At 67.6% G+C, this 15,283-nt stretch carries 13 protein-coding genes; 7 read left to right on the forward strand and 6 right to left on the reverse strand.

Annotation, left to right across the window (positions count from 1 at the left end):
* Positions 1–47 precede the first annotated feature (47 nt).
* Positions 48–1,511, reverse strand: a complete 1,464-nt coding sequence (locus H6844_16575) for a M81 family metallopeptidase (protein ID MCB9931019.1) — start codon at positions 1,509–1,511, stop codon at positions 48–50.
* A 194-nt stretch (positions 1,512–1,705) separates the two neighbouring features.
* Here H6844_16575 and H6844_16580 point away from each other — a divergent pair, with 194 nt between their 5' ends.
* The 7 genes from H6844_16580 (at position 1,706) to H6844_16610 (ending at position 7,863) form a co-directional block, all read left to right on the forward strand.
* Complete coding sequence (locus H6844_16580) at positions 1,706–1,873, forward strand: hypothetical protein (protein MCB9931020.1); 168 nt, start codon at positions 1,706–1,708, stop codon at positions 1,871–1,873.
* A gap of 186 nt (positions 1,874–2,059) precedes the next feature.
* Positions 2,060–3,643, forward strand: a complete 1,584-nt coding sequence (locus H6844_16585; GenBank protein MCB9931021.1) for an ABC transporter substrate-binding protein — start codon at positions 2,060–2,062, stop codon at positions 3,641–3,643.
* 143 nt (positions 3,644–3,786) lie between these two features.
* The gene (locus H6844_16590) at positions 3,787–4,728 is read left to right on the forward strand and encodes an ABC transporter permease (protein MCB9931022.1); all 942 of its coding nucleotides are present in this window, start codon (positions 3,787–3,789) and stop codon (positions 4,726–4,728) included.
* On the forward strand, positions 4,728–5,633 hold the full coding sequence (locus tag H6844_16595; GenBank protein ID MCB9931023.1) for an ABC transporter permease: 906 nt from the start codon (positions 4,728–4,730) through the stop codon (positions 5,631–5,633). The genes H6844_16590 and H6844_16595 overlap by 1 nt, the downstream gene beginning before the upstream one ends.
* On the forward strand, positions 5,630–6,766 hold the full coding sequence (locus H6844_16600) for a diaminopropionate ammonia-lyase (protein ID MCB9931024.1): 1,137 nt from the start codon (positions 5,630–5,632) through the stop codon (positions 6,764–6,766). The genes H6844_16595 and H6844_16600 overlap by 4 nt, the downstream gene beginning before the upstream one ends.
* 80 nt (positions 6,767–6,846) lie before the next feature.
* The gene (locus H6844_16605; GenBank protein ID MCB9931025.1) at positions 6,847–7,134 is read left to right on the forward strand and encodes a DUF4242 domain-containing protein; all 288 of its coding nucleotides are present in this window, start codon (positions 6,847–6,849) and stop codon (positions 7,132–7,134) included.
* A 108-nt stretch (positions 7,135–7,242) separates the two neighbouring features.
* The gene (locus H6844_16610; GenBank protein ID MCB9931026.1) at positions 7,243–7,863 is read left to right on the forward strand and encodes a GNAT family N-acetyltransferase; all 621 of its coding nucleotides are present in this window, start codon (positions 7,243–7,245) and stop codon (positions 7,861–7,863) included.
* Here the strand turns inward: H6844_16610 and H6844_16615 are convergent.
* From H6844_16615 to H6844_16635, 5 genes are all read right to left on the reverse strand, one after another.
* Positions 7,761–10,415 carry a hypothetical protein gene (locus H6844_16615; protein MCB9931027.1) on the reverse strand — a complete coding sequence of 885 codons (2,655 nt, stop codon included), beginning with the start codon at positions 10,413–10,415 and terminating at the stop codon, positions 7,761–7,763. The two genes, H6844_16610 and H6844_16615, sit on opposite strands and share 103 nt — an antisense overlap.
* Positions 10,415–11,242: a hypothetical protein gene (locus tag H6844_16620; protein MCB9931028.1), complete on the reverse strand. Its 828-nt coding sequence runs from the start codon at positions 11,240–11,242 to the stop codon at positions 10,415–10,417. Before H6844_16620 ends, H6844_16615 begins: the two co-directional genes overlap by 1 nt.
* Positions 11,239–12,834: a cyclic nucleotide-binding domain-containing protein gene (locus H6844_16625; protein ID MCB9931029.1), complete on the reverse strand. Its 1,596-nt coding sequence runs from the start codon at positions 12,832–12,834 to the stop codon at positions 11,239–11,241. Before H6844_16625 ends, H6844_16620 begins: the two co-directional genes overlap by 4 nt.
* A 153-nt stretch (positions 12,835–12,987) precedes the next feature.
* A complete protein-coding gene (locus H6844_16630) occupies positions 12,988–13,911 on the reverse strand; it encodes a cytochrome c family protein (protein MCB9931030.1) in 924 nt (307 codons plus the stop codon).
* Positions 13,912–14,005: 94 nt separating this feature from the next.
* On the reverse strand, positions 14,006–15,274 hold the full coding sequence (locus H6844_16635; GenBank protein ID MCB9931031.1) for a 2Fe-2S iron-sulfur cluster binding domain-containing protein: 1,269 nt from the start codon (positions 15,272–15,274) through the stop codon (positions 14,006–14,008).
* Positions 15,275–15,283: the final 9 nt, after the last annotated feature.

Raw genomic sequence — 15,283 nt, forward strand, 5'->3', positions numbered from 1 at the left:
CCCGGATCGGGGCCGCTTTTTTTTGTGCCGGCGATCCGCCCGGCCGGTCAGGCGAAGGGATTCTCCACCTTGGGCCAATAGGGCTGGGTGAACACCTTGAACGGGATCACGCCATAGTGCGGCGCGATCGCGCCGGGCGTCGCGCAGTAGAGCACCGCCTCGGCGATCGGGTTGAAGCCGGCATAGAAATGCTGGCTGCTTTTGACGAACACCATTTTCTTCGCCGAAAGGTCGATGCCCAGCTGGGTGAAGGCATCCGGGTGAAAGACCTGGGTGCGGTTGGTGTTCAACACCAGGTCGATATCGCCCTCCGCCTGCACCCAGACCGCCGTGCCCAGCAGGTTGGTGGAGGTGCCGAAGGTCTGCACGGCATCGTGGACAATCCTTTTCACCGTCACGCGCAGGTCGAGCGGCAGGCCGCTGGCCTTGCCGACCTTGCCGCCGATGCGCAGGTCGAGCGTCGCCCCCTCGCCGGCTTCCTCGCAGAAGCGCACCGCCACCGGGTCCCAGTAAAGGCCGCTCGCAATGTTGGTCAGGCCCTTGTCCAGCGCCGCCCCCAGCAGATAGGTGGAATCGGAGGGCGCGCCACCGCCGGCATTGTCCGAGGTGTCGGCAATGACGACCGGCCCTTTGTTGTGGCCGGCGGCCTCGTCCAGGATTTCGGTCATGTCGCGGGGCGGCATGGCGGTGGCCTCCCGCATCGCCCAGACCTCCCGGCCCAGCGTCTCGGCCAGGGCCGCGGCCTTGGCCTCGTCGCCGTCGCTCACCACCAGGATTTTGGCCGACGCCTCCGGCACGTCGCCCCAGGGGAAGCCGTGGGCGAAGCTGATGGACAGGATGCCGTCCTTGCCCTCCAGCGCTTGCAGCTTGTCGACGAAGCTGCGGGTCGGCTCGAACGGGGTGCGCCAGGTGTTGATCATGCGCAGGTCATAGCGCGCCATCACCGGCTGCACCTCGCCCGCGGCAGTGCGGGCGCAGATGTCGAACAACTCCTTGGCGCGCTGCGGCGCGTCGATGTGCGGGTATTCCTTGAAGGTGACGAGCACGTCGGCCGCCCGCACCATGTCGCCGGTGACCGAGCAATGCAGGTCCAACTCGCCGCCGACGACCCGGTCCGGCCCGACAATGGCGCGGACCCGGCTCAGCATATCCCCTTCGCAGTCCAGATAGCCGTCGGCGACCATGGCGCCGTGCATGTTGATGAGCGCGATATCGACGGGCATGGCCGCCTCCAAATCGCGCAGCATCTCGTCCCGCAGGCCTTCATACACGGCGCGGACGCAGACCCCGGCCGGCTGGGCGAAGGCGGCGATGCTCTCGACCACCTCCCAGCCGCGGGCCTCGGCTTGCCGGCGCCACACATGGAGGGGTTCGGAGAACAGCATGGGCTCGTGATCGGTGGCCTTGTCGCCGTCCCGGAACAGCATGGTGTCGCGGAACGTGTCCCAGCCGGTCGGCAATGGTGAGAAGGTGTTGGTTTCGGTGCCGAGGCTGGCAATGAACACGCGCATGCGAAAGGCTCCTCAATGGGGCGAAGGGAAAACGGGGTGGCACGAGGCCCGAGCGGCCCGACTATAGCATGCCAGAATGCGACGGCTGTGCCACCCCGCCCCCGTCGCCTGACCCAACCTCACCCTGGCCCGAGCACCGCCCGTCTCCACGCCTCTGCCGCGGGCGGGGCGAATGGCAGCAACACGCCCTCGACATGGCGACGACCATGGTGTTCGACCGGCGTGCGAAGGCCGTCGGCCCTGCTGCATTGTCGGGCATCGCGGTCCATATTCCCGTATCCCACAACCGCCCCGGGCCTGAGGTAAGATTGCGCGCAGACTTCGGCTTTGGCCCGCTGGCGGTCATCCTGATTGAATTTTAGGCAATATATGGAAATCGGGCTGGCGGTGGCTCGCGCCGGCGCGCTACAGTGCCATGCCTGCTGATTTCGCATAAGGGAGGAAACGCGGGCGCATGCCTCATTCGCGAATATTGGCACGAGGCTTGCTTGTCAAAACAGGGTGCCGGCCGGTTTCGGCACACAAAACCGCTTAACGGAGGGTCAGAGATGCGCCTGTTATCGACCTTGGCCAAGGGGATCGGCATTGCAGCCGTTGCCGCGGCCATGCTGGGATCGGCCAGTGCCGAAAAGGTGCTGCGGATCGTACCGCATGCCGACTTGAAGAATGTGGACCCGATCTGGACCACGGCCTACATCACCCGCAACCATGGCTACATGGTCTACGACACGTTGTTTGCCAAGGATAAGGAAGGCAACGTCCAGCCGCAGATGGTCCGCGAATATTCGACCAGCGAGGACGGCCTGACCTGGACCTTCACGCTGCGCGACGGCCTGAAATGGCATGACGGGACGCCGGTCACATCCGCCGACTGCATCGCCTCGATCCAACGCTGGGGCAAGCGGGACGGCAGCGGTCAGAAACTGATGGACTTCACCGCCAGCATGGAAGCGGTGAATGACAAGACCTTCAAGCTGATCCTGAAAGAGCCGTACGGCCTGGTGCTCGACTCGCTGGGCAAGATCAGCTCGAACGTGCCGTTCATGATGCGCAAGAAGGATGCCGAAACCGACGCCTTCACCCAGGTCACCGACATTGTCGGCTCCGGCCCGTTCAAGTTCGTGGCGGACGAATGGGTGCCCGGCTCCAAGGTCGTCTATGTCAAGAACGAGGACTATGTGCCCCGTGACGAGCCGGCATCCGGCGCCGCCGGCGGCAAGGTGGTGAAGGTCGACCGCGTCGAGTGGGTCTACATCCCCGACCCGGCCACCACCATGAACGCGCTCGCCAATGGCGAGGTCGATCTGTGGGAGACGCCGTCGCCCGACATGCTGCCGCTGATGCGCGAGAATCCGAACATCGTCATCGACGTGATCGATCCGCTCGGCACGCAAGGCTGGCTGCGCATGAACCACCTGTACCCGCCCTTCGACAATCCGCGCGTGCGCCAGGCCGTGGACATGGCGGTGAACCAGGAAACCTACCTTCAGGCCATTGTCGGCGATCCCTCGCTCTACAAGACCTGCAAGGCCTATCTCATCTGCGGGACCCAGTTCGCATCCGAAGACGGCGGCGAGCCCTATCTGAACGGCGATATCGCCGGCGCCAAGAAGATCCTCGAAGAGGAAGGCGTGATGGGCCACAAGGTCGTGCTGATGCAGCCGACCGACATTCCGCTGCTGAACAACGCCTCGCTGGTGACGGCCCAGGTGCTGCGCGACATCGGCTTCGACGTCGACATGCAGGCCATGGACTGGTCGACCCTGACCAGCCGCCGTGCCGAGAAAAAGCCGGTCGCCGAGGGCGGCTGGAACGTGTTCCACACCTATTCCACCGGCGCCGACGTGCAGTCGCCGATCCGCAATATCGGCATCTCCGGCGGTGGCGTGGAGCGGGCCTGGTTCGGCTGGCCCACCGACGCGAAGATGGAGCAATTGCGGGACGACTTCGCCCGGTCGACCGACCTGGCGCAGCAGAAGGAAATCGCGCACGCCATCCAGCTCGAAGCCTTCAAGAACACCCCGTACGTCAACTATGGCCAGTGGTACCAGCCGATGGCCTGGCGCAAGGGCCTGAAGGGCGTGCTGGTGTCGCCGGTGCCGTTCTTCTGGAACATCGAGCTGCCGCAATAAGGCGGCTCCGCTGACCCGGGCGGCCCCGGCCTCTTGTGCCGGGGCCGCCCGTGGTTGGCTTCCAGGCCCGCGGCGGCCCCCGGGTTTCCGCTTCGCTTCGCCCGGGGCGCCTGTGTTTTTCGAGCGAGTCCAAGGCCGGACGCATGTACGCCTATATCATCCGCCGCATTCTTGCGACCATCCCCGTCATGGCAGTGGTCGCGGTGTTTGTGTTTTTGCTGCTCTACCTCACCCCCGGCGACCCGGCCGTGGTCATCGCCGGCGACTATGCCCGGCCCGAGGATATCGAACGCATTCGCGAGCAATTGGGGCTGAACCGGCCCCTCTATGTGCAGTTCTTCACCTGGGCGGGCAATGTGCTCTCCGGTGATCTGGGCATTTCCATTTTCTCCAACCTGCCGGTCTCCAAGCTGATCGGCCAGCGGCTGGAGCCGACGCTGGCGCTGGCCATCTGCACCACCATTTTCGCCATCGTCGTCGCCGTGCCGCTGGGCGTGCTGGCAGCCTGGAAGGCGCACACCTGGGTCGACCGGGTGGTGATGATCTTTGCGGTCCTGGGCTTCAGCGTGCCGGTGTTCGTCATCGGCTATGTGCTGATGTGGGCGTTCTCGCTGAGCCTGGGCTGGTTCCCGGTGCAGGGCTACAAGCCGCTGAGCGCGGGCATCGGGCCGTTCCTCTCGTCCATTGCGCTCCCCACCCTGGCGCTGGGACTGGTCTATGTGGCGCTGATCGCGCGCATGACCCGGGCCAGCGTCATGGAGGTGCTGACCGAGGACTATATCCGCACCGCCCGCGCCAAGGGCGTCGCCAACCGCACTCTCTTGATGCGGCACGCGCTCAAGAACGCCTCGGTGCCGATCGTCACCATTATCGGCGTCGGCGTCGCGCTGCTGATCGGCGGCGTGGTGGTGACCGAAAGCGTGTTCAACATTCCGGGCCTCGGCCGGTTGACCATCGACGCCGTGCTGCGGCGCGACTACCCCATCATCCAGGGCGTGATCCTGATCTTCAGCGGCATTTACGTGCTGGTGAACCTCTTGATCGACCTGTCCTACACCGTGCTGGACCCGAGGATCCGTTACTGATGACGGCTATCAGCGAAAGCGCCGTCGCCACGCTGCCGCCGCGCCCGAGCCTGGGCAAGCGGCTGCGCCGGCTGGCGCGCAAACACCCGACCGCGGTGGTGGGCTTCGTCATCCTGGTCGTCATGACCGCGCTGGCGATCCTGGCGCCCTGGATCACGCCCGACCCGCTGCGCATCAACCCGATCGTCCGCCTGAAGCCGCCCGGCTTCGAGGGGCCGCTGGGCTATGCCGGGCCGTTCGGCACCGATTTCCTGGGTCGCGACCTGTTCGCCCGCGTCATCCATGGCGGCCAGATCTCGCTGGTGGTGGGGCTGAGCGTGGCCACGGTGGCCACGGTGGTCGGCCTCGCCATCGGCCTGGTCGCCGGCTATATCCGCTGGCTGGACGCCCTGGTCATGCGCGTCATGGACGGGCTGATGGCCATTCCCGGCATTCTGGTCGCCATCGCCCTGGTGGCGCTGGCGGGCGCCAGCATCACCAATGTCATCATCGCCATCACCATTCCGGAGGTGCCGCGGGTCGTCCGCCTGGTGCGCTCGGTGGTGCTGACCATTCGCGAAATGCCCTATATCGAGGCCGCGGTGGTCTCCGGCGTCAGCCTGCCCCGCATCATGGCCCGCCACCTGTTGCCGAACGCGGTGGCGCCGCTGATCGTGCAGGCCACCTATGTGTTCGCCAGCGCCGTGGTGTTCGAGGCCATCCTGTCCTTCCTGGGCGCCGGCACGCCGCCGGAAATCCCGAGCTGGGGCAATATCATGGCCGAGGGCCGGACCTATTTCCAGATCGCGCCCTGGATCATCTTCTTCCCCGGCGCGTTCCTGGCGGTGACGGTGCTGGCGGTGAACATTCTGGGCGACGGACTGCGCGACAGCCTCGACCCGCGCATTGCCAAGCGGATGCGATGATGGGCGAGGCAGCGCCCCTCTCGCTGGCGGGCGAGGGCTTCGGTCTGGTGCGGAACCGGTTCGCCACCGCCGCGCCGATCCCGGCCCCGGCCCATTTGCAACCGGCGGACTTCGCCGCCGCGGCGGCGGCCATCCGCGGCTGGGAGGGCTATGCCCCCTCCCCCCTGCACCCGCTCGGTTGGGCCGCGGCGGAGGCCGGCGTGGCGGCGGTGCTCTACAAGGACGAAAGCCCGCGCTTCGGCCTGGAAAGCTTCAAGGCGCTGGGCGGCGCCTATGCGGTCGGCCGGCAGGTGGCGGCATGGCAGGCCGCGGGCCGGGACCCGGCGGAACTGACCGTCTGCTGCGCCTCCGACGGCAATCACGGCCGCTCCGTCGCCTGGGGGGCCGCGCGCTATGGCTGCCGCGCCGTGGTGTTCGTGCCTGAGGTGATGGCGCCGGCGCGCCGGGCCGCCATCGAGCGCTATGGCGCCCGGACCGTCACCGTCTCCGGCTATGACGAGGGGCTGAAGGAGGCCGCGCGACAGGCGGAGGCCAAGGGTTGGGTCGTGGTGTCCGACACCTCCTATCCCGGCTATGAGACGATCCCGCAGGACGTGATGGCCGGCTATGGCCTGATCGCCGAGGAAGCGGTGGCGCAATGGGACGCGCCGCCCACCCACCTGTTCCTGCAAGCCGGCGTCGGCGGCATGGCCGCGGCGCTGGCGCTGCGCTTCCGGCAACTGGGCGTCACGACCACGCTGGTGGTGTGCGAGGCCGCAGGCGCCGCCTGCTGGTTCCGCAGCCTGGCCGAAGGCGAATGGCAGGCGGTGGAAAGCCAGGGCACGATCCAGGCCGGGCTCGACTGCGGCGAGCCGTCGGTGCTGGCCTGGGATATGCTGCGCCACCACGCCCTGGCCTCGGCCTGGGTCGACGACCGGCGCGCGGGCGATGCGGTGCGCCGCCTGGCCCAGGGCCGCCCGGCCCTGGCCGCCGGCGAGTCCGCGGTGGCCGGCCTCGCGACCCTGCTGGCGGCCGGACGGTCCGCGAGCGCGCGGGCCATGCTGGATTTGCGCCCCGACAGCCGCGTGTTCATCCTCGGCAGCGAGGGACCGACCGACCCGGAAGGGCATGCCCGCATCCTGGCAAACGGTTAAAGGCCGCTTGTTCCGCTCTTGGACCACTGCTAGCATTTGTTCTTGTAGGCAGGGGCACATCTCAAGAGAGGAGTGATGGTATGCCAAGATATGTCATCGAGCGGGCCATTCCGGAGGTCGGAACTTTCGAGCGCGAGCAGTTGCGCGAGGCTGCCAAGGGGTCGAATGCCGTCCTCGCCGCCATGAAGGCCGAGGGCAAGAACATCCAGTGGGAACATTCCTACGTGGCCGGCGACAAGACCTTCTGCATTTACATCGCCGATAACGAAGGCCTGATCGCCGAGCACGCGGAGCGCAGCGGCTTCCCGGCGACGACGGTCACGCCCATCGGCAAGATGATCGACCCGGTCACCGCCGAAAGCACCTGACCCGCCGCAGCGCAACGGACGGGATCGCCCCACGGCGCGCTTGCCACGGGTTGCGGGCGCGTGCGAGAGAGGGGCGTCCTCCCCTTCGGATTGCCAGCGAGCCCGTCCATGCTGCCTGCCACCGTTATCGGATCGGTCACGGTCGAAAGCCTGAGCGAGCCGGACGCGATCGCCACGGTCATTCCCGATCTGGCGCGGTTGCGGGTCGGCGTGTTTCGCGAGTTTCCGTATCTGTATGACGGCAGCGCGGCCTATGAGGCCGACTATCTGAAGCTGTACGCGCGAACGCCCGGTGCGGTGGTCGTCGCCGCACGGGATGCGGCAGAGGGCGGACGCATTGTCGGCGCGGCAACGGCCCTGCCGCTCGCCGCCGAGCACGCGGAACTGCTGGCGGCGTTCCGGGCGGCCCGTCTGCCGGTGGAGCGTCTCTATTATTGCGCCGAGTCCGTGCTGGAGCCGGCCTGGCGTGGGCGCGGCATCGGCCACGCCTTTTTCGACCACCGCGAGGCCCGCGCGCGGGCGCTGGGCTATCGGGACGCCTGCTTCCTGTCCGTGATCCGCCCGGACGACCACCCCCGCTGCCCGCGGGGCTACCGGCCGCACGATGCGTTCTGGCACAAGCGCGGCTATGCGCCCGTGCCCGGCTTCGCCGCGTCCTTCACCTGGCGCGATCTGGACGAATCCCGCGCATCGCCGAAAGCCATGACGCTCTGGCGGCGCGCCCTGTAGCGCGCCCGGTCCTCTCCCGCCTCTATTCCGCCTTCGTCCGGCCTTGGCGTCCGCCTTGGTCTCGGGCCGGCGTTCCCCACCGTCCCCGCCGTGGTCAACCGACCCATCGGATGGGTGCGAGAGAACATGCCCACATGGTAGTTGTGGCAGTGCTGGCATTCGCCACCGGCCTCGGGGCCGGAATGGCAGGTGGCGCAGGTCTCTTTCGTCATCGCCTGGAAGCCGGGCGTGAACGTGCCGGCGTCGAAGCTCTTGAAACTGGCCAGCACGGCGTCGCCGGGCGTCACCTTGTGGCAGGTGTTGCAGGCTTCCTGGCCGCCAATGGTGAGATGCGGCGCATGCCGGAAGGTGGTGACGGTTTTTTCCGCCATTTTCATCATCCGCGCCTGCCAGTCCAGCCGGACGCTGCCATCCGCCTGCTGGTCCGCGGCGTGGCATTTGACACAGCGTCCGACGGAGGTGGGTTGCCCCATGGTCTCGAAAATCGCGTTGGCGAGTGGCTTGCCCGCCGGGCTGCCATGGGCGGCGCCGGCAAAGTCGAGCCATGCCCGCAGGAAGCCGTCCGCGTGCTCGACCGGCCGATAGTACACGGCCTCCGCGGTCCGATACCAACCGCCGTACCGGGCCCATTCCGCCGGGTCCACGGGCTCCGGCTGGATCATGGCCGGCTGGGACGAGGCCTGATCCGGGGCCTGATCCGAAGCGGCGGCGTCTGCGCCACTGCCGCCCTGGGCCTCTTGGGCGATCCCGCCCAGGATCGAGTCCGCATTTCCCTCGGCCGCGCCGCCCAGGGGGGCGCCACCGAGAATGCCGCCTCCCCCGTCGCCACCGCCGAGAATGCCACCGCCGTCCGCGGGCGCCGGCTGGTCGCCGCCGCCGAGAATGCCACCGCCGAACGGTGACGCGGCCTGATCCCCGCCCGTCAGGGCATCCAGTGCCGAGGGAGCGATGTCGCTGCCCGCGGCCGCCGGTTCGGACGCGTCCGGCTGGTGGCCGGAGGCTTCCGCCGCGGCGGTCTTGTCCCCGCCGGCCGCACAGGCGGGCGGCTTGCCGTCCACATGCTCGTCCAGCGGCACGGTTGCCGGCGGATGGCCGTCGCGATACGCCGCCAGCTCGCTATAGAGCGAACAGCCGAACCAGGCATCCGCAGCCATCGCCAGCACGTCCCGCGGCACCGATCCGCCCAGGCGGCTCATGGCCGTCGGCCCGAGATGGACGCCGAACACATCCTGCATGCCCTTGGCATTGCCCAGGACGCCGTTCTGGAGCATGTCCGCCAGCATGGCCTTGGTCGCCCAGGCGAACGCCTTCACCGCCTCCAGCACCTCCGGGCCGGCCTGGGTCAGGTCGAGCAGGTCGACGCCTTGCAGCTTGTCGAGCTGGGCCTCGTCCATATAGCCGACCGACAGCAGCGCCCGCATCACCGGCGGGACGCCGCGATCGTAGAAACTGTCGGGCCAGAAGCCGACGGGCACCCCTTTTTCCACCAGCGTGGCCAGGTCGAGGCCCGGCACGGCCAGGAAGGGCTTGCCGGGCGGGCCCGCCGCCGGGCCCTTGCGGATATCCGCGTCGTGGCAGGATGCGCAGGTGGACCCATACCCGGTCAGCAGCATACCGGCGCCGTTGCCGTCCGCCACATGGCAGCTGGTGCAATTCTCGGGCCGCAGCGCCGGGTCGGATTTCGGGAAGTGCAGGTCGATATGGCTGGCGTGGTTGAAGACGATGTGCTGGCGCTCCCGGTAGGGGAAGCCGCCGAAAGCGGGATGGCCTTCCGGGAAGCTGTCGAATTTTCGCTGGTGGCACGACTGGCAGGCCGAATCCGACATGGCGGTGAATTCGGCCCCGCCGCGGTGTTCCTGATGACAGGTGGCGCAGGCCAGGGGCTCGTCCTTGGCGGCCGGCCCGAACACCGCGGATGCCAGGGTGAAGGCGAGCGGCGTGCCGCCCGCATCCGGTTTCGCCGCCCCGCCCTGTTCGCCCCAGGCGCGCAGCACGTCGGGCGGCTGATTGTGCGGCGAGAAGGCCAGCGCCTCGCCGCCGCGATCGTGGCAGCCGAGGCAACTCTTGCTGGCGGCAACCGGGTCATCGGGCAGAAAGGCCTGGTGCAGCCAGACCGACGGGCTGTCGCCGGCGCCCTGGTGGCAGGCGGTGCATTCGCCGATTTCGGCGTGGCCGGCGGTGAGCGGCCCGGCGAGCCAGCGCTCGCGCGCGCCCAGGGAAACGGCGATCAGGACCACGGCCACCGCCAGCAGCGTCGCCCAGCGGGCGATGCGGCTGCGGCGGGCGCGCAGGGTCGGGCGCGGCACGCAGGTCGGCACCATACAGCCGCACTGGCCGCTCGGTCCCGGCCCGGCCGCGCACGGGCCGCCGGCCACCGGAGACCGGGCGCATTTGTAGAGATCGCCGACCTTGACCGGCTGGCACATCGGCCCCGCGCGACAGCCGCCGTCGGCATCGGGACCGAGCGCACACTGTTCGACGCCGCCGCAACACCAGTCCAGCGTCGGGCGCTCGTAACGGCTTTCGCGATGGCCGAATAGCTGCAGGCGCATCACATGCCCCCCAGGCCGAAGGCGTAGTTGATGACCACGTGGACCACGACCAGCGGGATCATCGCGCAACTGAGCGGCAGGTGCAGCAAGAGCCAGCCCTTCACAAGCGATTGCCAGGTGTATTGGTAGTCGAGGTCGTCCTTGGCCAGCACGCGCGCCTCGATCTCGTCGAGAATGGCATTGCCCTCCGCCGGCAGGTAGCGGCGAACGGCATGGATCTCGTTCTGCAACGCCTGGCGGTGATCGCTGGCGGACAGCATATGCGCCCAGAAATTGCGGCTGTGGCTGAGGAAGGGCAGCAGGCGGTTGACATAGAGTTCCGCAATCGTGCTGGAGGCCGCTTCCTGCACCGCGCGCAGCACCAGCGCCTCGACCTCCCCGGCCAGTTGGGTGCGGAAGGCGGGAATGCGCTCATAGATCACCCGCTCGCCGCGGGCGTTCAGGCGCGACGGCACCAGACGGCTGAGCACGATGCCGAACACGCCGGTGACAAAGACGCCGGCGAACACCAGCCACAGGCACCAGTCGAGCACGCCGGTCGGCAGGCGCCATTCGGAATGGGCCAGGAAGGCCGCGCCGGAAAACAGGCCCAGATAGATATGCAACTGCAACCAGTAATAGCCGCGCCCGACCGGAAAGGCCGGTATGCGCTTGCGCACATTGAACAGCAGCAGGAAGACGCTCACGCCGGCCAGCACCCAGCCGGTGATTTCCCGGCTGTTGGCCAGCGCCGCCGGCCCCAGCCGGGCACCGTAGAACAACACGGCGATCAGCACGGCCGCCGCAGACAGGCCGATCATGCGGCGGCGGGTCAGAACAGAATTCACCGCTCGATCCACTTCAACAGCGAAAACGGGTCCTGCATATCCATGCGGATCAGCGCGTCATGCGGACAGGCCCGCTCGCACGACGGCCCGCCGGGCGTGTCGAAACACAGGTCGCACTTGGTCGCCTTGATGATCGGCTGGTTGGTGTCCGCGTCCAGCACCGGCTTGCCGGCGGTGTCGCGGATTTCGACCATGCGAATATTGCTGTAGGGGCAACTGTTGGCGCAGGTCTGGCAGCCGATGCACGCGGCGTCGTTGATCGCGACCGTGCGGGTTTCCTCGATCCGGCGGATGGCGCCGGTGGGACAGCCGATCAGGCAGACCGGATCGACGCAATGCATACAGGCATTGGCGATCATCAGATTGGCTTCGCTGTGGCCGTGCCGGACGAAGCGCGGATTGTTGTCATGGGCGGAGGCACAGGCGCGCACGCAGTCGTCGCAGCCGGTGCATCGGGCCAGGTCGATCACCATGGTCGCGGTGCCGTTCATGTAGCGGCCGTCGACGATGAAATCGAGGCGCCGCTGCGAGTCCTCGCCCGCGCGCGACTTTTGCTGCGGCCGCAACTGGCCGGGCGCCAGCGTCGGCAGGATGTGGTGTTCGACCAGGGTGGAGGGAATGCGCAGCACGTTGACGGTGCCGATGGCGCGCAGGCTGGTGCGGCGCAGGCCGATGCCGCCGCTTTGCAGATCCTCCAGCAATTCGCGCAGGCCGTGCGCCTCGCCGGCGCGAACATAGCCGATGGTGCGCTGCCCCCGCTCCACCGTCTCCGTCACCCGGCCGAAGCCGGAAAGGATGAAGAGCACGTCGTCGAGCTGGTGCCCCTCTGCGACGATCACCGGTTCCTGCTCCAGCCGGCCCGCCAGATCCAGTTTCTGCAGACGCAGATACCAGTCTTCCTCGCCATAGGTTTCGATCAGCGACTCGCTGGCGATAGCCTCGATCACCTTGGCATCCAGGCCGGCAAACAGCGGCTCGCGCGCCAGGGTGTTGGCAAGGGTGCGGTCGCGGTAGCGGTCGTTCAACTGGTCGCGAACCGGGCGGGCGAAGCGGCGAATGTCGCGGATGCCCTGCCAGCGGATCTCCACCGCCGTCACCGGCGTTTCCGCCACCACGTCGGCCGAGCGGGCCTGACGGGTGAGCGCGGCGATCTCGCCGAAAATCTCGCCTTGCCCCAGCGGCACGGTCTGGGTTTCGGCCACGATCCGGTCCAGATCGCGAATGCGGGTATAGGCGGCGCGGGGCGTGCCGCCGGTCTGGATCTGGTAGCGGGCCAGATCCCGGTTCTCGACCCGCCGGCGCGAGCCGAACGTGCTGGCGAAGGCACGGCTCCATCGCCGCCATTGCCCCGGCGCCCGCCGTTGCAGGCCGCGCGGCGATTGCAGCAGCACCCGGACCGTGCCCTCCACCACCGCAAACAGGGAGTTGCCGTAGTCGCCGCGACGGATGATCACCTCGCCGGGCTCATAGCGCACGATCCGGCTGTCGTGACTGAGAATATCCGCCAGCGGCATCTGCGCCGGGAAGGCCTGGGTGTCGATCTGCGCGAAAAACGGCTGGGCGAGGATCAGCGCAATGTCCGCCTCGCTCATCGCCTCGTCCCCGAACGCGCGGTCCCACCGGGTTGGCCGTTGGATCGTGCTGTATGCCATCAGCGCCTCGCCCGCCGGTCTGCGTGCCGTTCTTTTGTGGGATGGCCGGGAGAGCCGTAGCGCATTACCACCGGCCTCCCGGTCCGCCGGCGCTTAGCGCGCCGGCTTGCCCTTGTACGCATTCGGCCCCGGAATGAAGGGGTCGAGCGCCGCGAATTTGGAACCGTCATACTTGGCGGAAAGCGCCTTGGCCTGGGTCGCCACCTTGTTGGCGGCCGCGTTCAACTGCGCCCCGTTGTTCAGGGACAGTTTCACACCGCCCAGCGCGGCGACGATGGCCTTGGTTTCCGGCGTGCTGACCTTGCCCGCGATCGCCGCAAACCGCTTGGCCGCGTTCTGCGCCCGCTGGGCCATGGCGACGGCGTACTTGTCCTTGGCCGTGGCCTTGCCGACCGCCCGCAGGGCGGTTTCGAGTTCCACGGCCTGGCCGATGATGAACAGCATGCGCTTGCGGTTGGCATTCGCCACCGGATTGCCGTTGCCGTTGTTCCACCAGACATTGTGGCGGACCTCACCCTGGGACCAACTCACCAGTTCGAACGGGCTGCCGGCCGGATGGCCGCCCTGGTTCACCAGCTTTTCCTGCGGAACCACGTGGCAGTTGTAGCAGTTCTTGGCGATGGCGTAGGTGTTGCCGGGGCGGATCATGCCGGCCCGCACCGACTTGGCCCACCGGTCGGCCGCTTCCTGCTTGGACTCGGTCTCTTTCTTCTTGCCGCTATAGCCGCTGTGGACCTTGATCCAGTCCCGCCCGGGCGAATGGCAGCTCTCGCACGAAATGCCCGCCACCGGCTGGTTCTTCACCGTGGTGAAGTGGCAATCGAGGCAGAGCGAGTCGGCCTTGATCCGCTTGATGCCCATGGCGTTGGCGATGTCGCGCGCCTCTTTCGAGCGCGGCATGTTGGTGAAGGTGCTGAAATGGTGCGTGCCGCGCCACACCTCGACCGAGGTCTTGTGGCATTCGCCGCACTTGTCCGGGCCGACCATTTTCGACCGGTCCCAGTTGGTCTGCGCCATGGCCGAAGGCGCGGACGCCAACAGCAGCAGCCCAAACACCAAACCGAATATCTTCATCATAATGTAGCGCTCCCTTTGAATTGCGATGTCGGGATTAAGCATCAATGGTCAGCCGGCCGTCCGGCACCGAACAGCAGGCGAGGCAACTGCCGGTTTCCGGGGTGAAGCCGGGCTCGGTCAGGTAGCGGACCTTGCCGTCCTTGATCGCGGTCGCGCACTCGCCACAACTGCCGGCCCGGCAGCCGAAGCTCATGGCGACGCCGCTTTCCTCTGCCAGTTCCAGCAGGGACTGGTTCTCGCCCTTCCAGGTGACCGTCTTGGACGACCGGGCGAAGATCACCTCCACCCCTTCGGCCGGGGTGGCGGTTGCGGCGGCCGGCGGCGGCGCGGTTTTCTTCACGCTGGCGGGGCCGAACGCCTCGAAATGGATGCGCGCCTCCGGCACGCCGCGCTCGCGCAGCCCTTCGAACAGCGACGACATCATCGGCGGCGGCCCGCACATGTAGAAGTCGTAATTCAGCGACGGCAGCATCTCTTGCAGCAGGTCCGCCGAGACATAGCCCTTGGCCTGGTAGTCATGGCCCTCGACGCAGTCGTCGGTCGGCCGGCCATAGACGTTGACGATGGTGACGTTCTCGTGCTGCGCCGCCACCGCCCGCATATGATCGGCGAACATGTGCTCCGCCTTGTTGCGGATGCCGAAGAACAGCCAGGTCTCGCGCTGCTGGTTGTTGTCGGTGACGTAATTCAACATGGAGAGCATGGGCGTCAGGCCGACGCCGCCGGCCAGAAGCACGATCGGATGGTCGCTTTCCGGCGGCAGGAAAAACGATCCGCCGGGGGCCCGGACGTCCAGCAGGTCGCCGACTTCGAGGCTGTGCACATAGTTGGACCCGACGCCCGGCGGCACGTCCGGATTGTTCGGCGGCGGCCCCTGCCGCTTCACCGAAATGCGATAGCGCGTGCGGTCGGTCGGCGCGTCCGACAGCGAGTAGCACCGGATCACCGGCTTGTCCTGGCCGGGCACGTTGAAACGGAACGCCAGGTGCTGGCCGGCCTTGAACGGCGGCAACGGCTTGCCGTCCCGCGGCCGCATATAGACCGAGCGCACATCCAGCGCCTCGTCGACCACCTCGGCCACCTCGAACTTGCGATAGCCGTCCCAGGTGCGCAATTCCCGCTCGCGCACCTGCTGCGCCTGGTCGAGTTCCAGCGCGACGCGCCTTTGGAACGCCTCGGCCTGGCCGCGGGCGAACGCAGCTTCGAACTGGTTGCGGCGCGCCATGAACAGCAGGCTGAGCACCGCGTATGCGGCGACGCATGCCGCCAGGCCGTAGCCGAAATAGTCCAGATAACCCGTCATGCCGCCATG

The organism is Alphaproteobacteria bacterium, assembly GCA_020638555.1.
Taxonomy (GTDB): domain Bacteria; phylum Pseudomonadota; class Alphaproteobacteria; order Bin95; family Bin95; genus JACKII01.